This window comes from Streptomyces sp. NPDC044064 (genome assembly GCF_056434245.1).
In genome coordinates this window covers 64,369-79,506 of sequence record NZ_JBWKFN010000011.1, presented here as the reverse complement: position 1 = coordinate 79,506, position 15,138 = coordinate 64,369, and the positions used below count along the sequence as shown (strand labels likewise).

16 protein-coding genes and 1 pseudogene are annotated in these 15,138 nt (G+C 72.2%); 11 read left to right on the top strand and 6 right to left on the bottom strand.

Translation table 11 applies throughout. From position 1 onward, the window contains the following. The first annotated feature begins 91 nt into the window (after nucleotides 1-91). The 3 genes from mgrA to AC07DS_RS19365 are packed head-to-tail and all read left to right on the top strand — an operon-like array spanning nucleotide 92 to nucleotide 1,635. On the top strand, nucleotides 92-1,084 hold the full coding sequence (gene mgrA / locus AC07DS_RS19375) for an L-glyceraldehyde 3-phosphate reductase (RefSeq protein ID WP_479146848.1): 993 nt from the start codon (nucleotides 92-94) through the stop codon (nucleotides 1,082-1,084). 30 nt (nucleotides 1,085-1,114) lie between these two features. Further along, the gene (locus tag AC07DS_RS19370; RefSeq protein WP_479146846.1) at nucleotides 1,115-1,345 is read left to right on the top strand and encodes a hypothetical protein; all 231 of its coding nucleotides are present in this window, start codon (nucleotides 1,115-1,117) and stop codon (nucleotides 1,343-1,345) included. Beyond that, the gene (locus AC07DS_RS19365) at nucleotides 1,345-1,635 is read left to right on the top strand and encodes a helix-turn-helix transcriptional regulator (RefSeq protein WP_479146844.1); all 291 of its coding nucleotides are present in this window, start codon (nucleotides 1,345-1,347) and stop codon (nucleotides 1,633-1,635) included. The genes AC07DS_RS19370 and AC07DS_RS19365 overlap by 1 nt, the downstream gene beginning before the upstream one ends. Before the next feature lie 21 nt (nucleotides 1,636-1,656). On the opposite strand, the gene AC07DS_RS19360 is transcribed toward AC07DS_RS19365, so the two are convergent. Together AC07DS_RS19360 and AC07DS_RS19355 are read right to left on the bottom strand one after the other, a co-directional pair. Then, complete coding sequence (locus AC07DS_RS19360) at nucleotides 1,657-1,959, bottom strand: DUF1905 domain-containing protein (protein ID WP_479146842.1); 303 nt, start codon at nucleotides 1,957-1,959, stop codon at nucleotides 1,657-1,659. Between the two features lie 77 nt (nucleotides 1,960-2,036). Further along, on the bottom strand, nucleotides 2,037-2,417 hold the full coding sequence (locus AC07DS_RS19355; protein WP_479146840.1) for a nuclear transport factor 2 family protein: 381 nt from the start codon (nucleotides 2,415-2,417) through the stop codon (nucleotides 2,037-2,039). 327 nt (nucleotides 2,418-2,744) lie between these two features. Here AC07DS_RS19355 and AC07DS_RS19350 point away from each other — a divergent pair, with 327 nt between their 5' ends. The 4 genes from AC07DS_RS19350 to AC07DS_RS19335 all read left to right on the top strand — a co-directional run bounded on the left by AC07DS_RS19350 (nucleotide 2,745) and on the right by AC07DS_RS19335 (nucleotide 7,138). Beyond that, nucleotides 2,745-3,155, top strand: coding sequence for a hypothetical protein (locus AC07DS_RS19350; RefSeq protein WP_479146839.1), 411 nt, complete (start codon nucleotides 2,745-2,747; stop codon nucleotides 3,153-3,155). An 82-nt stretch (nucleotides 3,156-3,237) separates the two neighbouring features. Beyond that, the gene (locus tag AC07DS_RS19345) at nucleotides 3,238-5,577 is read left to right on the top strand and encodes an ABC transporter ATP-binding protein/permease (RefSeq protein ID WP_479146837.1); all 2,340 of its coding nucleotides are present in this window, start codon (nucleotides 3,238-3,240) and stop codon (nucleotides 5,575-5,577) included. Nucleotides 5,578-5,585: 8 nt separating this feature from the next. Continuing rightward, on the top strand, nucleotides 5,586-6,137 hold the full coding sequence (locus AC07DS_RS19340) for a hypothetical protein (RefSeq protein ID WP_479146836.1): 552 nt from the start codon (nucleotides 5,586-5,588) through the stop codon (nucleotides 6,135-6,137). Next, complete coding sequence (locus AC07DS_RS19335; protein ID WP_479146834.1) at nucleotides 6,137-7,138, top strand: serine/threonine-protein kinase; 1,002 nt, start codon at nucleotides 6,137-6,139, stop codon at nucleotides 7,136-7,138. The genes AC07DS_RS19340 and AC07DS_RS19335 overlap by 1 nt, the downstream gene beginning before the upstream one ends. Nucleotides 7,139-7,157: 19 nt before the next feature. Here the strand turns inward: AC07DS_RS19335 and AC07DS_RS19330 are convergent, their stop codons facing one another. After that, nucleotides 7,158-8,426 carry a streptophobe family protein gene (locus AC07DS_RS19330; protein ID WP_479146832.1) on the bottom strand — a complete coding sequence of 423 codons (1,269 nt, stop codon included), beginning with the start codon at nucleotides 8,424-8,426 and terminating at the stop codon, nucleotides 7,158-7,160. Between the two features lie 183 nt (nucleotides 8,427-8,609). Between AC07DS_RS19330 and AC07DS_RS19325 the strand changes: the two are divergent. From AC07DS_RS19325 to AC07DS_RS19315, 3 genes and pseudogenes are all read left to right on the top strand, one after another. After that, nucleotides 8,610-9,686 (top strand): annotated as a pseudogene (locus AC07DS_RS19325) (DUF6777 domain-containing protein); the annotation flags it as partial. 760 nt (nucleotides 9,687-10,446) lie between these two features. Next, nucleotides 10,447-10,899: an ATP-binding protein gene (locus tag AC07DS_RS19320; protein ID WP_479146830.1), complete on the top strand. Its 453-nt coding sequence runs from the start codon at nucleotides 10,447-10,449 to the stop codon at nucleotides 10,897-10,899. A gap of 9 nt (nucleotides 10,900-10,908) precedes the next feature. After that, on the top strand, nucleotides 10,909-11,334 hold the full coding sequence (locus tag AC07DS_RS19315) for a helix-turn-helix domain-containing protein (RefSeq protein ID WP_479146828.1): 426 nt from the start codon (nucleotides 10,909-10,911) through the stop codon (nucleotides 11,332-11,334). A gap of 19 nt (nucleotides 11,335-11,353) precedes the next feature. Here AC07DS_RS19315 and AC07DS_RS19310 read toward each other — a convergent pair whose 3' ends face one another. Beyond that, nucleotides 11,354-12,559, bottom strand: a complete 1,206-nt coding sequence (locus AC07DS_RS19310; protein WP_479146826.1) for an epoxide hydrolase family protein — start codon at nucleotides 12,557-12,559, stop codon at nucleotides 11,354-11,356. Between the two features lie 122 nt (nucleotides 12,560-12,681). Between AC07DS_RS19310 and AC07DS_RS19305 the strand changes: the two genes are divergently transcribed. Continuing rightward, a complete protein-coding gene (locus AC07DS_RS19305; protein ID WP_479146824.1) occupies nucleotides 12,682-13,164 on the top strand; it encodes a VOC family protein in 483 nt (160 codons plus the stop codon). A 75-nt stretch (nucleotides 13,165-13,239) separates the two neighbouring features. Here AC07DS_RS19305 and AC07DS_RS19300 read toward each other — a convergent pair whose 3' ends face one another. Beyond that, nucleotides 13,240-14,130 (bottom strand): aminoglycoside phosphotransferase family protein, encoded by an 891-nt coding sequence (locus tag AC07DS_RS19300; RefSeq protein WP_479146822.1) that lies wholly within the window; start codon nucleotides 14,128-14,130, stop codon nucleotides 13,240-13,242. 98 nt (nucleotides 14,131-14,228) lie between these two features. Next, entirely contained in the window at nucleotides 14,229-15,113 is an 885-nt protein-coding gene (locus tag AC07DS_RS19295; protein WP_479146820.1) for a geranyl diphosphate 2-C-methyltransferase, read from the bottom strand. Between the last annotated feature and the right edge of the window lie 25 nt (nucleotides 15,114-15,138).

Here is a 15,138-nt window from a genome sequence, read left to right as displayed (position 1 = left end):
CTCCTGTTGGACCACTGCCCGCGGCCCGCGACAGAGTGGACACCGGTTCCCCGGAACCTGACTCGCCTGTGCCAACCCCTCTGGAGTCGCGTTGTACACCGCACACCCCGACCGTTACGCCGACATGCCCTACCGGCGCACCGGGCGCAGCGGCCTGAAGCTCCCGGCGCTGTCCCTCGGCCTGTGGCACAACTTCGGGCCCGACCGGCCCGTCGAGACCCAGCGCGCCATCCTGCGCCGCGCCTTCGACCTCGGTGTCACCCACTTCGACCTCGCCAACAACTACGGCCCGCCGCCCGGCGCCGCCGAGTCCGCGCTCGGCGAGGCCCTGAAGGCCGACTTCACGCCGTACCGCGACGAGCTGGTGATCTCGACCAAGGCCGGCTACCTCATGTGGCCGGGTCCGTACGGCGAATGGGGCTCGCGCAAGTACCTGCTGTCCTCGCTGGACCAGAGCCTCACCCGGATGGGGCTCGACCACGTCGACATCTTCTACTCGCACCGCTTCGACCCGGACACTCCGCTGGAGGAGACGATGGGCGCCCTGCACTCCGCGGTGCAGCAGGGCAAGGCGCTCTACGTCGGCGTCTCCAACTACTCGGCGGAGCAGACCCGCGAGGCCGCCCGCATCCTCGGCGAACTCGGCACCCCGCTCCTCATCCACCAGCCGCGCTACTCGATGCTCGACCGGCGCCCGGAGGACGAGGGCCTGCTGGACGCCCTGGACGAGCTGCAGGCCGGCTCCATCGTGTACTCCCCGCTGGAGCAGGGCCTGCTCACCGGCCGCTACCTCGACGGCATCCCCGAGGGCTCCCGGGCCGCGAGCGACAGCCCCTTCCTGAACTCCGACGCGGTCACCGAGGACCTGGTCGGCAGGCTGCGCGCCCTGGACGAGATCGCCGGGTCCCGCGGCCAGACCCTGGCCCAGCTGGCCCTGGCCTGGGTGCTCCGGGGCGGCCGCGTGACCTCCGCGCTGGTCGGCGCGAGCAGCCCGCGGCAGATCGAGGACAGCGTCGGCGCGATCCGCAACCTGGACTTCGACGACGAGGAACTGGCGCGGATCGACGCGATCGTGAAGGTCTGAGAAGGCGGAGCGGTGAGGGACCGTCGGGCCGTGAGCCGCTCGCCGACCTCCCTGAGGCGCGCAGCCGCCTCCGGGTCTGCGGCGGGCAGCACGCCGGGCAGCCCCGGCTCCGCCCGTCACCCGGCCTCGTCCGCAGGGGCGGCCCACCTGGCCCAGCCGATGTTCGTCCAGGTGCTGCGCGCCTGCCTCGGTGAGGCGGCGGGGCTGCCGGCCGGCAGCGGGCCCTGGCGGACGAGCGGCTCGCCCCCGCCCTGCGTCTGATGCACGCCGACCCGGCCCACCCCTGGCAGCTGGAGGAGCCGGCCCGGGCGGCCGCGATGTCCGGGACCACCTTCGCCGTCCGCTTCCGTGAAGCCGCCGGCGTGCCGCCCCTCACCTACCTCCAGAACTGGCGGATGAGCCTGGCCGCCCGCGCCCTCGGGCAGGACTCCACCCCGGTCGCGGCGCTCGCCCGCTCGGTCGGCTACACCTCCGAGAGCGCCTTCGGGAACGCCTTCGAACGCGCCGTCGGCGTGGCGCCCCGCCGCTACCGGGAGGTGGCCAGGAGCTGAGCCGCTCCGGACGGCGTGCGATCACAGCCGCTCCAGGATGCGTACGGTCACCGTGTCGCCCTCGCCCTTGCCGATCGCCCTGCGTACGTCGGCCTTCACGGGGAGCTTGTGGGTGCCGTCGCCCAGGGCCATGAAGGAGCTCCGGAAAGGGTGGCCGTCGACCGTCCCGCGCACCTTGACCTGTCCGCGGGTGCCGAAGAATTCGACGGACCGCGGCCGGACCACATAGGTCCAGCCGCCTTTCTCCGGGCTTTTGCGCAGGACGGCGGTGAATTCCTCGTCGACTTTCTCCGCCGTGCCCGTGTTTCTGTCGTCGGTGTTCATGACGGCCTCCGCTCGCGGTGATCTTTTTCTGCATTACCGGACCGCCGCGAGCGGGAAAACTCATCACCCTTTCCGCCTCAGGCCCCCGGCAGCCGGTCAAGGAAGCCCAGCACCTGCCGGATACGGCCTTCGCCGTCCAGCGTGATCACGTCGAACCCGGCCACCGGCGCCGAGCCGTCCGCCTCGTTCACCAGCTCCCAGCCGAACCGCGCGGTGTCGTGGTGCCCGTCCACGGCGCCGAGGGGGCGGAACGCGAACCCGGGGAACTGCTCGTGGGCCGCGGCGATCAAGGCGGCGATCTGGTCGTGCCCGCGGACGTCGGCGAGCGGGTCGGTGTAGCCGCCGTCGGTGGTCCAGGCCGCCGCGACCGCCTTCTCCAGGGCCTCCGGCTCGATGGCGTTCCAGGCCTCGAAGTAACGGGTGACGGCGCTGTCGTAACTGTTGGTGTTCACGGTCATGGCGAATCAGCCTCCATCGAGGTCGTATCTGCTGGTCAGGAGCCGGATCCGGGGTTCCGCCGATCCGGTGTGACCACCATGCCCGAGCGGCGGGGGAGGGTCGATTACCTCCCGGGTAATGACGGAGGCGCCGTACGGCCGGTGCATAGCCGGTGCATTTTCAGCCAGAACGGGCGGTGAATATGCCAAGAGACTGGCCGGAAAGTCATGGTGACAGTGTTTCGGGAGTGGCGATACTCGAACTTCAGGGGCACTTTCACCGCACGGGAGCCGCACGGAAAGCGAGGGTTCGGCCGGCACCACAGCTATGCGTTCGGGGGAGTGATCGTGCACGACGAATTCCTGTGCCATGTCACCGCGTACGGCATGTGCGGCGGACAGCGGATCGGCGTACCGCTCGGCACCTATCGCGCGCCGACCCTGGCGCTGGCCCTGTGGTGGCTGCGCGACCGGGCGTCCTGGATCGCCGAGCGGCTCGACCCCAGCCCGGAGACCCCCACCTTCCCCGTGGGGGCGCTCGTGCCGGTCGCGGACACGGTGGCCGACGTCCCCGCGCTCCTGCGTGCGTGGTGCGCCGACGACATGCAGCAGGAGCTGGTCGCGGACGAGTTGGCCGGCGGGCGGCTGGTGCGGATCGCCGCCACCGACGACACCACGGAGTACGAGCTGCTCGCCGAGTCCGTGGACGCCCTGCGCATGCAGCGCACCCTCCCGGCCCTCGTCGTACCCGTCGCCTGACACGTGCCACGGCGGTTCCGTGTACACCGGGACCCCGACGCCACAGGGGCGCATATATGGGCGAATCGGTACAATTCTGGCCATGGCGGAGCAGCCGGTCGCCCCGACGTCACTCGAACTCGTTCTGGAGACCGACACGGGCTCCACGGTGATGAGCCCGGGCCACGACTACCACGTCGGACGTGATCCGTTGAGCGACATCGTGTTCGACGATGCCCGGGTCTCATGGCACCACGCCGTGCTGAGCCGCGGCCACGACGGCTGGACGCTCAGGGACGAGCAGAGCACCAACGGCACCTTCGCCGACGGCCTGCGCATCCGGGAGTGGGACGTCCGCCCCGGCAGCGTGATCCGCTTCGGCAATCCGGACGACGGCCCCCGGGCCGTCCCGCTCGGCCCGCGCGCACCCGCCGCCGACCGCCCGTCGGGGATCTCGCGTCCCGAGCTGACCGGAACCTTCCGCGCGCCGAGCAGCGTACGGCCGCTGCCCGCACGCACGATCCGCATCGGCCGCTCCGACGGCAACGACCTCGTCGTCGACGACCTGACCGTGTCCCGGCGCCATGCAGAGCTGCGCGCCCTCCCCGGCGGCGGCCACGAGATCGTCGACCTCGGCAGCCACAACGGCACCTATCTCAACGGCCGGCCCGTCACCCGCGCCCCGGTCGGCCCCGGCGACATCATCGGCATCGGCCATGTCGCGTACAGCCTGGTCGGCGACGAACTCCAGGAGTACGTCGACCGCGGCGAGATCTCCCTCGACGTGCAGGACCTCACGGTCGCCGTCGACCACGGCAGCAAGGTCCTGCTCGACCACGTCTCCTTCCCGGTGGGGGAGAAGTGCCTGCTCGCGGTGGTCGGACCGAGCGGCGCCGGAAAGTCCACGCTGCTGCACGCCCTGACCGGCCAGCGGCCCGCCGACCACGGCACCGTCCTGTACGACGGCCGCGACCTGTACCACGACTACGCCGAGCTGCGCGGGCGCGTCGGCCTGGTCCCGCAGGACGACATCCTGCACCCCCAGCTCACCGTGCGCGCCGCCCTGTCCTACGCCGCCGAGCTGCGCTTCCCCGAGGACACGGCGAGGACGGAACGCCTGGCCCGGGTGGACGAGGTGATCCGGGAACTGGGCCTCGAACAGCGCGCCGAGCAGCCCGTCCACAGCCTCTCCGGCGGGCAGCGCAAGCGGGTCAGCGTGGCCCTGGAACTGCTGACCAAACCGTCGCTGCTCTTCCTGGACGAGCCGACCTCCGGCCTCGACCCCGGCATGGACCGCTCGGTGATGCACATGCTGCGCGGTCTCGCCGACGACGGCCGCACCGTCGTCGTGGTCACGCACAGCGTCCTCAGCCTGGACGTCTGCGACCGCCTCCTGGTCCTCGCCCCCGGCGGCCGGATCGCGTACTACGGATTGCCCGACGACGCCCTCGCCTTCTTCGGCTTCGAGCACTGGCCCGAGGCCTTCGAGGCCTTCGACCGCGACCAGGACCGGGACTGGTCCGGGGAGTACCGCGACTCGCCGTTCCACCGGCACTACGTCAGCGAGGCCACCACCCAGCCCCGCCGCCCGGACTCCGCGCCGGTGGCCCCAGCCCCGCCGCCCCGCCCCCGCAGCCGGCGTGCCCAGCTCGGCACCCTCGTCCGCCGCTACACCGCCGTCCTCGCCGCCGACCGCACCTTCCTCGCCGTCATGATCGCCCTGCCGTTCGTGATGGGCGCCATGGACCGTGCCCTCGCGGGCGGGAAACTGACCCCGGACACTGCGATGAACGCGCTGCTCATCCTGTGTGTCGGCGGCGTGCTCATCGGCGCCGCCAACGCGGTGCGCGAACTCGTCAAGGAACGCGTGGTCTACCGCCGCGAACGCGCCGTCGGCCTGCCCAGATCGGCGTACCTGATGTCCAAGGTCGTCGTGCTCGGCACCATCACGGTCGTCCAGGCCGTCGTCCTCACCCTGGTCGCGCTGCTCGGCGTCGACCTCAACGCCCCCGGCGGTCACGGCGTCCTGATGCCTCCCCTGGCCGAGATCACCCTCGCCGTCGCCCTGCTGTCGTTCACCGCGATGATGCTCGGCCTGCTGGTCTCCGCGCTGGTGCGCAAGGAGGAGGTGACCATGCCGCTGCTGGTGCTGCTGGCCATCGTCCAGGTCGTCTTCTGCGGTGCCCTGCTCCCGCTGCACGGCGTACCCGTACTCGAACAGCTGTCCTGGCTGGTGCCCTCCCGCTGGGCGCTCGGCGCCATGGCCGGCACGGTCGACCTCGCCCGGATCGTGCCCGGCGACCTCACCGCCGACCCCCTGTTCCGGCACTCGGCCGGCGTCTGGCTGCTGGACCTCGCCATGCTGCTGGTGCTGTCCGCCGGCTACGGATTCCTGGTCGCCCGGCTGCTGCGCCGCCACGAACCCGCCGTGATGCGGAAGTAGGCGGCGCCATGACAAAACAGCAGCCACCCGGATTCCGCCCGACCCACGTCGTGCCGCCGAACGGCATGCCCGCCTGGGAGGCCCCGGACCCCTCCCGGCCCACCGCGTCCCTCGACCCGCTGCTGCCCGTGGTGCTGGAGGAACGGGTCGGCGACTGGGGACACATCCGCTGCGCCAACGGCTGGGCCGCCTGGGTCGACGGCCGCCACCTGATCGCCGTACCCCAGGACCCGCCCGCCGGCGACGGCCCGCCCACCGGCACCTCGGATCCGCGCCCGCTGCTGGCCCGCGCCGAGCAGGCCCTGGCCGACTACCGGTCCGCGGTGGAGGAACTCGCGGCCGGGGACCTGGACGGGCAGTCCTTCGGGGACCGCACCCGCGGACTGCGCGTCGGTGTCGTGCTGGACGGCGAGTCCATGTGGGTGTACGACCCCGAGGAGGAACGCTGGCTGTACGGCGACGGACGGCGGCTGCACACCTACGCCACCGACCGGACGCCGTCGGACGAGGACACCGGGCACGCCGCCACCCGCTTCGTGGCCCCCAAGGGTGAGCCCTGATGGCCCGCCGGACCAGCCTGTCCTCCCGCCGGCCCTCGCAGCTCATCGGGTGCCAGGTGGCCGGCTACCTGGTGCAGAGCGAGATCGGCCGCGGCGGCATGGCCGTCGTCTACCGGGCCCGCGACCTGCGTCTGGACCGGACGGTCGCGCTCAAGCTGCTCGCCCCGGAACTCGCCCGCAACGACACCTTCCGGCAGCGCTTCACCCACGAGTCCCGGGTGGCCGCCGCGATCGACCATCCGCACATCGTGCCCGTCTTCGAGGCCGGAGAGACGGACGGTGTCCTCTACATCGCCATGCGGTACGTCCCCGGCAGCGACCTGCGCCATCTCCTCGACGAACGCGGACCGCTGCCGTTCGAGGCCGCCGTACGTATCGCCGGGCAGGTGGCCTCCGCGCTCGACGCCGCCCACGAACACGGCCTGGTCCACCGGGACGTGAAGCCCGGCAACATCCTGGTGGCCCGGGGTACCGACAGCGAGCACCCGGAGCACGTCTACCTCACCGACTTCGGACTGACCAAGAAATCGCTGTCCCTGACCGGGTTCACCAGCGTCGGCCAGTTCGTCGGCACCCTCGACTACGTGGCTCCCGAGCAGATCTCCGGGCGGCCCGTCGACGGGCGCTGCGACGTCTACGGCCTCGCCTGTGTCGTCTACGAGACCCTGGCCGGACACCCGCCCTTCGTGCGCGAGGACGACATGGCGCTGCTCTGGGCCCACCAGTACGACGAGCCGCCCCCGCCGAGCGACCCCCGCCCCGACCTCGTCCCGGCCGTCGACGCCGTGTTCGCCAGGGCCCTCGCCAAGAGCCCGGACGCCCGCTACGACACCTGCCTCGACTTCGTCGCCGCCCTGCGCACGGCCCCGGCCGGCGACGTCGGCCATGACGACGGCGACGGCGGGGGTGACGGTGACGACGATCCGGACACCGAGACCGACCTGCGGACACCCGCCGAACTCCCGCAGCCACCCCGGTGGGCTCAGTCCTTCTTCCGCTAGCGGGGCTCCGAGAGGGTCTCTAGGGCGTCTCGACCTCGCCCCTACGGTGCACGGGCCGGGCCAGCAGCGCGCCCAGGAAGCCGGCCGCCAGACCCCACAGGGCACCGAGGCCCGCCGCCTGCCACAACCGGGGTTCGAGGAACAGCTCCCCGGACAGACCGCCGCCCAGCTCGCCGATGCCGAGCAGGGAGAGGCCGTAGTGCGCCGATACCCGGCACAGCAGGCAGATCATCAGCATCGTCAGGGCCAGGGCGACGGCCAGCCGCAGGGCGTGCTGCCAGGCCCGGACCCGGGCCGGGGACCGCGCCGCCATCAGGAAGGCGACCCCCGCCAGCACCACCACCTGTGTGACCAGCAGCCACCACATCCCGCGGTCGTACTCGGTGAGCGTGCGCAGATTCAGCGTGGCGACATCGGGTGCGCGCAGGATCCGGTCCAGGACATGCGGCATCGGCAGGCCGAACGGGCCCTCGACCCGGCCGTGCCAGGTGGCGCCCTGACCGAGGGAGAGAGCGAGCCAGGCCAGGTTGGGCAGCCCGAGCAGGATCACCGCGAACGTCTCGGCGACGTGCCCGCGCGTCACCGCCGACGCCAGCGCGGCGACGAGACCCAGGCCGACGTAGACCAGCAGGAGGACGACCATGGCGTGCGCGGCGGGGCGCACCGACTCCTGGCAGCGCAGCAGGCGCCCCGGCAGCGGCGCGCCGGGCGCGACCAGCACGGTCAGCGCCAGCACCCCGGCCAGCCACAGCAGCCCGAACAGCACGGTCAGCGGCACGTTCGTGGTGAACCCGACCTTCGGAGCCGAGTCGAACAGGTCGGTGAGATCGCTGAGGGTGCCCTTGCCCACGTCCACGGCGAAGGTCTTCCGGGCGGCGAACGAGAGGCCGAGCAGCGCGACCAGCCACAACACCGCGATACGGGCGGCCCAGCCCGCCAGTTCCCGGGCCGAGGCGACCGCCCGGTGCCGCAGCGGCCGCAGAAAGCCCGCGCCGATCACCAGCGCACCGGCGAGGGTCACGGACAGCGGGATCACGGTGAGGCCTGCCCGGGCCTGCGCCAGCTCGCCCGCGTTGCCGGAGAGTTCGAGCGTGCCGCCGACCGCCGCGACCACGGTCGCCGTCACCACCCGGGGGAACGCGCCGTCCGGCAGGTCAGCGGCTCCGGCCGCCCACAGGCCCAGCGCGGCGAGTACGACCATGACGGCCAGCCCGGTCAGCACCGCGGCCGCGGCCTGTACCCAGCCGTGGCGGGCGACGGGCCGTGCGGGGACGGTCTCGGGGCTCACCCTTGCCACGCTAGGCAGCGTGCGGGCGCCCCGCCCGCCGGGTGGCCCGTCCGCGTCGGCTTGCGAGTCACCTGGGGCCGGAGCACACAATAGGAGGAATTGCGCTGCAAATGAACATCAAACGGGTCTTTCTCGGATATGAGCCGCGCATCGCGACGGGTAGCGCGACGGGAAGAAGTGCTCGTGAGCGTCGAACCTCCGTCATCCGGCCGCCCGACCGGACCCCCCTCCGGCCCGCTGTCGGGACCCAACCAGCCCCCCTCCGGCCCGCCCGAACCGCCACCCGGCCAGAGCTCCGGGGCGGGGGCCGGCGGACCGCGCCGGCCGTGGTGGAGGTCCGCCCCGCGCGTGGCCGCCCTCACCGGTGTCGTGGTCGCCGCGGTCGTGGTGGCGTTGGTCCTCACCCGGCCCGGCGGCGGAGGCACCGCACAGGGCGGCGAGGTCTTCCTGCAGGCCGCGAGCAAGACCGGCCCGGACCCCTTCATGGAGTCGACCGCGACGGAGGGTTCCGCCCCGCCCAAGACCTCCGCCCCGACGGCGACGGCCCCGCCGGGGAAGTCCTCCGCCCCGGCGACGACCGCCCCGCCGGGGAAGTCCTCCGCCCCGGCGACGACCGCCCCGCCGGGGAAGTCCTCCGCCCCGGCCGGCACCTCGCAGGCGGCACCGTCCGCGCCCGCCAACCAGGTGCGCACGGTCGACGGCGGTGCGCCGGGCCTCTACAGCGGTGTGCAGAACCGCCCCAGCTGTGACGTCGAGAAGCAGATCAGGACCCTCCAGGCCGACCCGGCGAAGAACCGCGCGTACGCGGCGGAAGCCGGCATCCAGCCCTCCGCCGTCCCCGCCTACCTGCGCTCGCTCACCCCCGTGACGCTGCGTGCCGACACCCGCGTCACCAACCACGGCTACCGCAGCGGCTCCGGCACCTCCTACCAGGCCGTCCTCCAGTCCGGCACCGCCGTCCTGGTCGACGGGCACGGCGTTCCCCGGGCGCGCTGCGCCTGCGGCAACCCGCTGACCCCGCCGGTCGCCCAGCGCACCGCGCCACGGCAGACGGGCGACCACTGGTCGTCGTACCACCCCGCGAACGTCGTTGTGGTGCGGCCCACCATCGTGGTCGTCAAAGTCTTCGTGATCTACGACTCCCACCGCGACGACTGGTTCCACCGCCGGCGCGGCGACGACACCGGCCGCCACGACCAGCACACCAAGCCGCCCCGCCAAACCCACCCCTGGGGCGTGCCGCCGACGTCTATGCCGACCAGCCCCTCCAACTCGTCCCCGTTCTTCGAGTCCTCCTTGTCCCCCTCGCCCTCAACCTCGCCCTCTACGCCCTCTTCGCCAACTTCATCCCCTTCGCCCACTTCTTCGTCGTCCCCGACCTCGGCTTCGCCCAGCTCTGAGTCGCCGTCGTCGAAGTCCTCGTCGTCGGAGTCCCCATCGTCGAAGTCCGAGTCGCCGTCGTCCGAGTCGCCATCGTCCACGTCCGAGTCGCCGTCGAAGGAATCCCCGTCTTCGAAGTCCCCGTCATCGGAATCCCCGTCGTCGGAATCCCCGTCGTCGGAATCCCCGTCATCGGAATCCCCGTCGTCGAAGTCCGCGTCATCATCGGAGTCACCGACCTCCGGGTCCCCGTCGTCGGAGTCACCGAAGACGGAAGGCTCCACATCGGGAGCGCCGTCCTCGAAGTCATCCGTGTCGGAGCCCCCGTCCAGCCAGGGCGAGTCCCCGAAGACTCAGCAGTCGGCGGAAAAGTCCAGCGCTCAGGAGCAGCCGCCGGCCGAGAACTCCCCCGCCGAGAAGCCGCCCGCCGAGAACTCCCCGGCCGAGAACCCGCCCGCGCAGAACTCCCCGGCCGAGAACGCCCCGGCGACGTGAGCGGCCCCACAGTCCCGCCCCGGCGACTGTGACAAAGCTCGCTGTGCGCGGTCGGCGAACACAACAGGGGACTGGCGGGCCCGGCTCGGGGTACGAGGACTGGTGCAACACTGAACGGCCGGACGGGCTTCCGAGAGAGACGCGCATGACCGAATACCTGGGCGGGGCAGTGATACCGACTGGTTTCGACGTACCCGTGGAGCCGCTGCGACGCGCGGCGCACTACACCGGCGAACCCGGATGTATCGGCGACGCACGGGCTTTCGCGGCCCAGTTCCTGCAGCAGCTGAGGACCGAGTGGTGCGCCGCCATCGACAGCCGGGCCGACGGCGAGCTGCTCCTCGTCGTGAGCGAGCTGGTCACCAACGCGGACCGGCACAGCAGCGGCCCGTACATCCTGGAGCTGGAGGGCACGGACACCGCCGTCACGGTGGTGGTGTACGACAGCAGCGCGGCGCTGCCCCGACGGTTCCCGAAGGACCCCGAGCGCGTCGGCCGGCACGGTATGGAGATCGTGCACGCCCTGGCCGCGCAGGTGACCGTGGAGCGCGTGCCGGTGGGCAAGCGCGTGTGCGCGCGGGTGGAACTCGCGTCCTAGGGTGAGGGGGTGAGCAACCAGGTGAGCAACGAAGCCCGTGTGATCCCGCTCCGCCCGGAGCCCGACCGCCCGGAGCCCAACCGACCCGAACCGGTCCGGACGGACGCGCCGGAGCCCGCGCCCAGGGAGCCCCTGTGGCGCGATCTTGTCGGTGAGGTGCTGCGCCGTGAGCGGCTGGCGCAGGAGCGCACGCTCCGGGACGTGGCCGACGAGGCCCGGATCTCCCTGCCCTATCTCTCCGAGATCGAGCGCGGCCGCAAGGAGGCCTCCTCCGAGGTCCTCGCGGCGGCCGCCCGCGCACTCGGCCTGGGCCTCGGCGATCTGCTGTCGCTGACGCAGGGCGAGCTGACCCGGCACGCCGCCGCGAGCCGCCGTACGGCCGCGGTGCCGCAGCGCCCGTACCGGCCGTACAACGGGTTGTGCCTGGTGGCCTGAGGCGCCGGCCCCGGTCCGCTCAGCCGATGCCCTTCTCGCGGAGCTGCCGGAAGAAGGCCCGGAGGTCGGCCGCCAGCAGGTCCGGTTCCTCCAGGGCCGCGAAGTGCCCGCCCCGGTCGAACTCCGTCCAGCGCACGATGTTCTCGGTCCGGTCCGCCCTGTGGCGCAGCGGGATCTGGAGCTCGGCCGGGAACAGGGCGAGAGCCGTCGGCACCGTGGACGGCTCGGCGGGGCGCGCGGTACGGCCGTGCGCGTGGGCCCGCTCGTAGTAGATGCGCGCGGACGAACCGGCCGTTCCGGTCAGCCAGTACAGTATGACGTTCGTCAGCAGCCGGTCCCGGTCGACGGCCTCCTCCGGCACCTCCTCGGAGTCGGTCCACTCCCGGAACTTCTCGACGATCCAGGCGAGTTGACCGACCGGCGAGTCCGTCAGCGCGTACCCGAGGGTGTGCGGCCGGGTGGACTGCAGGACGGCGTAGCCCGTGCCCTCGCGCGACCACTGCGCCCACCGCCGCCACGAGGCGAGGGTGTTCTCCCGTTCCCGCGCGCCGAGCCCGCTCAGTTCCTCCGCGTCGGGCTCGGTGGCGGCCTGGGCGCCCGGCAGCAGGGTGAGGTGGACGCCGATCACCCGGTCGGGACGGGCGCGGCCCAGCTCCCGGGAGATCACCGCGCCCCAGTCGCCGCCGTGCGCGCCGAAGCGCTCGTAGCCGAGCCGCCGCATCAGCTCCGCCCAGGCGTCGGCGACCCGGGCCGCCTCCCAGCCGGGCTGCGTGGTGGGCCCGGAGAGACCGAAGCCCGGGAGCCCCGGCACCACGACATGGAACGCGTCGGCGGCCTCGCCGCCGTGCGCCACCGGGTCGGTGAGCGGCCCGACGACGTCCAGGAACTCGACGATCGAACCCGGCCAGCCGTGGGTCAGGATGAGCGGGGTCGCGTCCGGCTCGGGGGAGCGCACATGGGCGAAGTGGACGTGCGCCCCGTCCACCGTGGTGGTGAACTGCGGCCACTCGTTCAGCCGTGCCTCGGCGGCCCGCCAGTCGTACTCGTGCCGCCAGTACCGGGCCAGATCCCGCAGGTAGCCGTCGGGAACGCCGTACTCCCAGCCCGCCCCCGGCAACTCGGCCGGCCAGCGGGTGCGGTCGAGACGGTCGTGGAGGTCGTCCAGATCGCTCTGCGGGACCGACAGTCGAAACGGCCGGATGGTCTCGGCGGACGCAGACGTCATGGCCCGGATGCTAGTGCCCGGCGGGCCGGGTCCCCGGGAGGCCGGTCGGTGGCCGGCCGATGAGTTTCGGGGCGCGGGCCGGTCGATACACATGACCGTGTTCCACGCCCCAGGAGGTGCGCATGACCACCGACGGATTCACCACGTGTCTCTGGTTCGACGGCCAGGCCGAGGAGGCCGCCGACTATTACGTGTCGATCTTCAAGAACTCCAGTGTCGGCCGCGTCGGCCGCTTCACCGAGGCCGGGCCCGGACCGGCCGGTTCCGTGGTGGCCGTGGAGTTCACGGCCAACGGGCAGAAGTTCGTCGCGCTCAACGGCGGCCCCCAGTTCAGGTTCAACGAGGCGATCTCGTTCCAGATCTTCTGCGCCGACCAGGAGGAGATCGACCACTACTGGAACCGGCTCACCGAGAACGGCGGCGAGGGCGGCCCCTGCGGGTGGCTCAAGGACCGGTACGGCGTCTCCTGGCAGGTCGTCCCCGACCGCCTTATCGACATGATCGGTGACCCGGACCCGGAGAAGGCGACCCGTACCAGCCGCGCCATGCTGAGCATGGGCAAGCTCGACATCGCCGAGCTGGACAAGGCGTACGCGGGCGAGTAGGCCGTCCCGCGACGGGCCGGGCCGCCGGGGCCCGTCGTCACCTTCCCGTCCGCCCCGCGAATGTGACGACAGGCCCTAGCCGGCCTCGGCAAGGATCTCGGCGATCACATGCCGGGAGTTCTCCGCGAGCGCCGGGTTGGTGTGCCAGTAGTACGGCAGCTGGATCAGCGAGATCGACAGCGCCCAGCCCCGCCCGCGCGCCCACTCGGCGTCGTCGGCGCCCACGGTCTTGCGGAAGGTGTCGCGGGCGGTCGCGGGCAGCAGGTTCCAGGCCACGATCAGGTCCACGGCGGGATCGCCGGTCCCGGCGCAGCCGAAGTCGATCACCGCGCTCAGCCGCCCGTCGGCCACCAGCACGTTCCCCGGGGACAGATCGCCGTGCATCCAGGCCGGTGGCCCGGCGTGCGCCGGGGCGCGCAGCGCACGCTCCCACAGAGCTGTCACCGGATCCGTGTCGATCCTGCCGGTGAGCTGCGCCAGGGCCGCACGGGTCGGCTCGTCGCGGTTCGCGAGCGGGACGCCCCGGCCGGCGGACGGCCCGTCCCCGAGGCCGGTCCGGCGCAGCGCGGCCACGAACGCCCCCAGCTCCCCGGCCAAACGCTCCGGCGACTCGACGGCACCCGCGACCGGGTTGCGCCCCTCCAGCCAGCGGTACACCGACCAGGGCCACGGAAAGCCCTCGTCCGGCTCGCCGAGCCCGACCGGCTCGGGCGTGGCCACCGGAACGCGTGCCCCGAGGAGCGGCAGCCAGCGCTGCTCGTGCACCACGTCGGCCACGGCGCCGGGACGCCGGGGCAGCCGCACCACCAGTTCCGTCCCCAGCCGGAACATCGCGTTCTCGGTGCCGGAGGACTCCAGGCGCCGGACGGGCAGCGACGCCCAGGCCGGGAACTGCCGCGCGATCATCCGCCCGACCAGCGCAGCGTCGATCGCGACCTCGTCCTCGTGCATCTTCACCGCACACATGGGCCCCCATCCAACGGCCCGGCGCGCCCCCTGTCGAGCGAAATACCGAGAGGGGGCGGCGTCGTCGGACACCGCCCCCGCCCGTCGGCCTGCCGGGATCAGACCCGGTCGGCCACGATCAGGAGGTACTGGAAGCTGCCGTTGCGGTACGCGGACAGGAAGGTGTCCTCGATGCCCGTGACCAGGTGGTCAGCCTCCTTGCGCAGTTCCCAGTACGGGACGGTGGCCTGCGTCAGGTCCTCGACGTGCACCGGCACCAGCCGGTTGCGGGCCATCGCGCGGAAGTACTCCGACCTCGGGTGGATGTCGCAGATGTAGTGCGCGTTGATCAGGGACACCTCGCGCGAGGCCTGCCCGTAGGTGTCGTTGTAGCAGCCGGTGATCACCACGTACCGTCCGCCACGGCGCAGCAGCCGGGCGTGCTCGGCGAACAGCAGGTCCAGCTCGACGTACATGGTGGACTCGTTGTTCCACGAGGCGGCGTACGCGCCCGACTCGAAGCCGGTGTCGAGCATGTTGCGGTGGTGGTAGCGCACCTTGCCGTCGATGCCCCGCTTGCGGGCCATCGCGTTGGCGAATTCGGCCTGCTTGGCGGAGATCGTGACACCGTCGGAGTGGCAGCCGTGGCGCAGGTTCGCCACGACGCTGCCGCCGCCCCGGCCACAGCCGGCGTCGAAGACACGGTCGGCGGGGGTGAGCGGGCCGAGATGGCCGGCCAGCAGTTCGGCCTGGGCGTGTTCCAGACGGTGCAGTTCACCGGTGACCCGCTTCCTGCGCAGGTCAGGGTCGGGCTCGTCGAGTACCGACCAGTCGGCGTCCCCGATGCCGTAGTGGTGGTGGTACAGGTCGTCGATCTTTCCGAGTTCGAGGTTGACCGGGTTCTCCTCGGCGTTCCAGTAGTCCGCGACACGGGTCTGGTACGTGGACTGGGTCGGCACCGGAGCTGACGTGGGGGTCTTCCGGGCGACAGGGGCGGTGGTCAACAGTGACTCCTCGAAGTGCGTCTGA

Excerpts from the sequence above, each read along its gene's own strand:
- AC07DS_RS19365 (WP_479146844.1), top strand. The coding sequence starts at position 1,345 with ATGCACGCCGACCCGGCCCACCCCTGGCAGCTGGAGGAGCCGGCCCGG.
- AC07DS_RS19360 (WP_479146842.1), bottom strand. The coding sequence starts at position 1,959 with ATGAACACCGACGACAGAAACACGGGCACGGCGGAGAAAGTCGACGAG.
- AC07DS_RS19355 (WP_479146840.1), bottom strand. The coding sequence starts at position 2,417 with ATGACCGTGAACACCAACAGTTACGACAGCGCCGTCACCCGTTACTTC.
- AC07DS_RS19345 (WP_479146837.1), top strand. The coding sequence starts at position 3,238 with ATGGCGGAGCAGCCGGTCGCCCCGACGTCACTCGAACTCGTTCTGGAG.
- AC07DS_RS19340 (WP_479146836.1), top strand. The coding sequence starts at position 5,586 with ATGACAAAACAGCAGCCACCCGGATTCCGCCCGACCCACGTCGTGCCG.
- AC07DS_RS19335 (WP_479146834.1), top strand. The coding sequence starts at position 6,137 with ATGGCCCGCCGGACCAGCCTGTCCTCCCGCCGGCCCTCGCAGCTCATC.
- AC07DS_RS19320 (WP_479146830.1), top strand. The coding sequence starts at position 10,447 with ATGACCGAATACCTGGGCGGGGCAGTGATACCGACTGGTTTCGACGTA.
- AC07DS_RS19310 (WP_479146826.1), bottom strand. The coding sequence starts at position 12,559 with ATGACGTCTGCGTCCGCCGAGACCATCCGGCCGTTTCGACTGTCGGTC.
- AC07DS_RS19305 (WP_479146824.1), top strand. The coding sequence starts at position 12,682 with ATGACCACCGACGGATTCACCACGTGTCTCTGGTTCGACGGCCAGGCC.
- AC07DS_RS19300 (WP_479146822.1), bottom strand. The coding sequence starts at position 14,130 with ATGTGTGCGGTGAAGATGCACGAGGACGAGGTCGCGATCGACGCTGCG.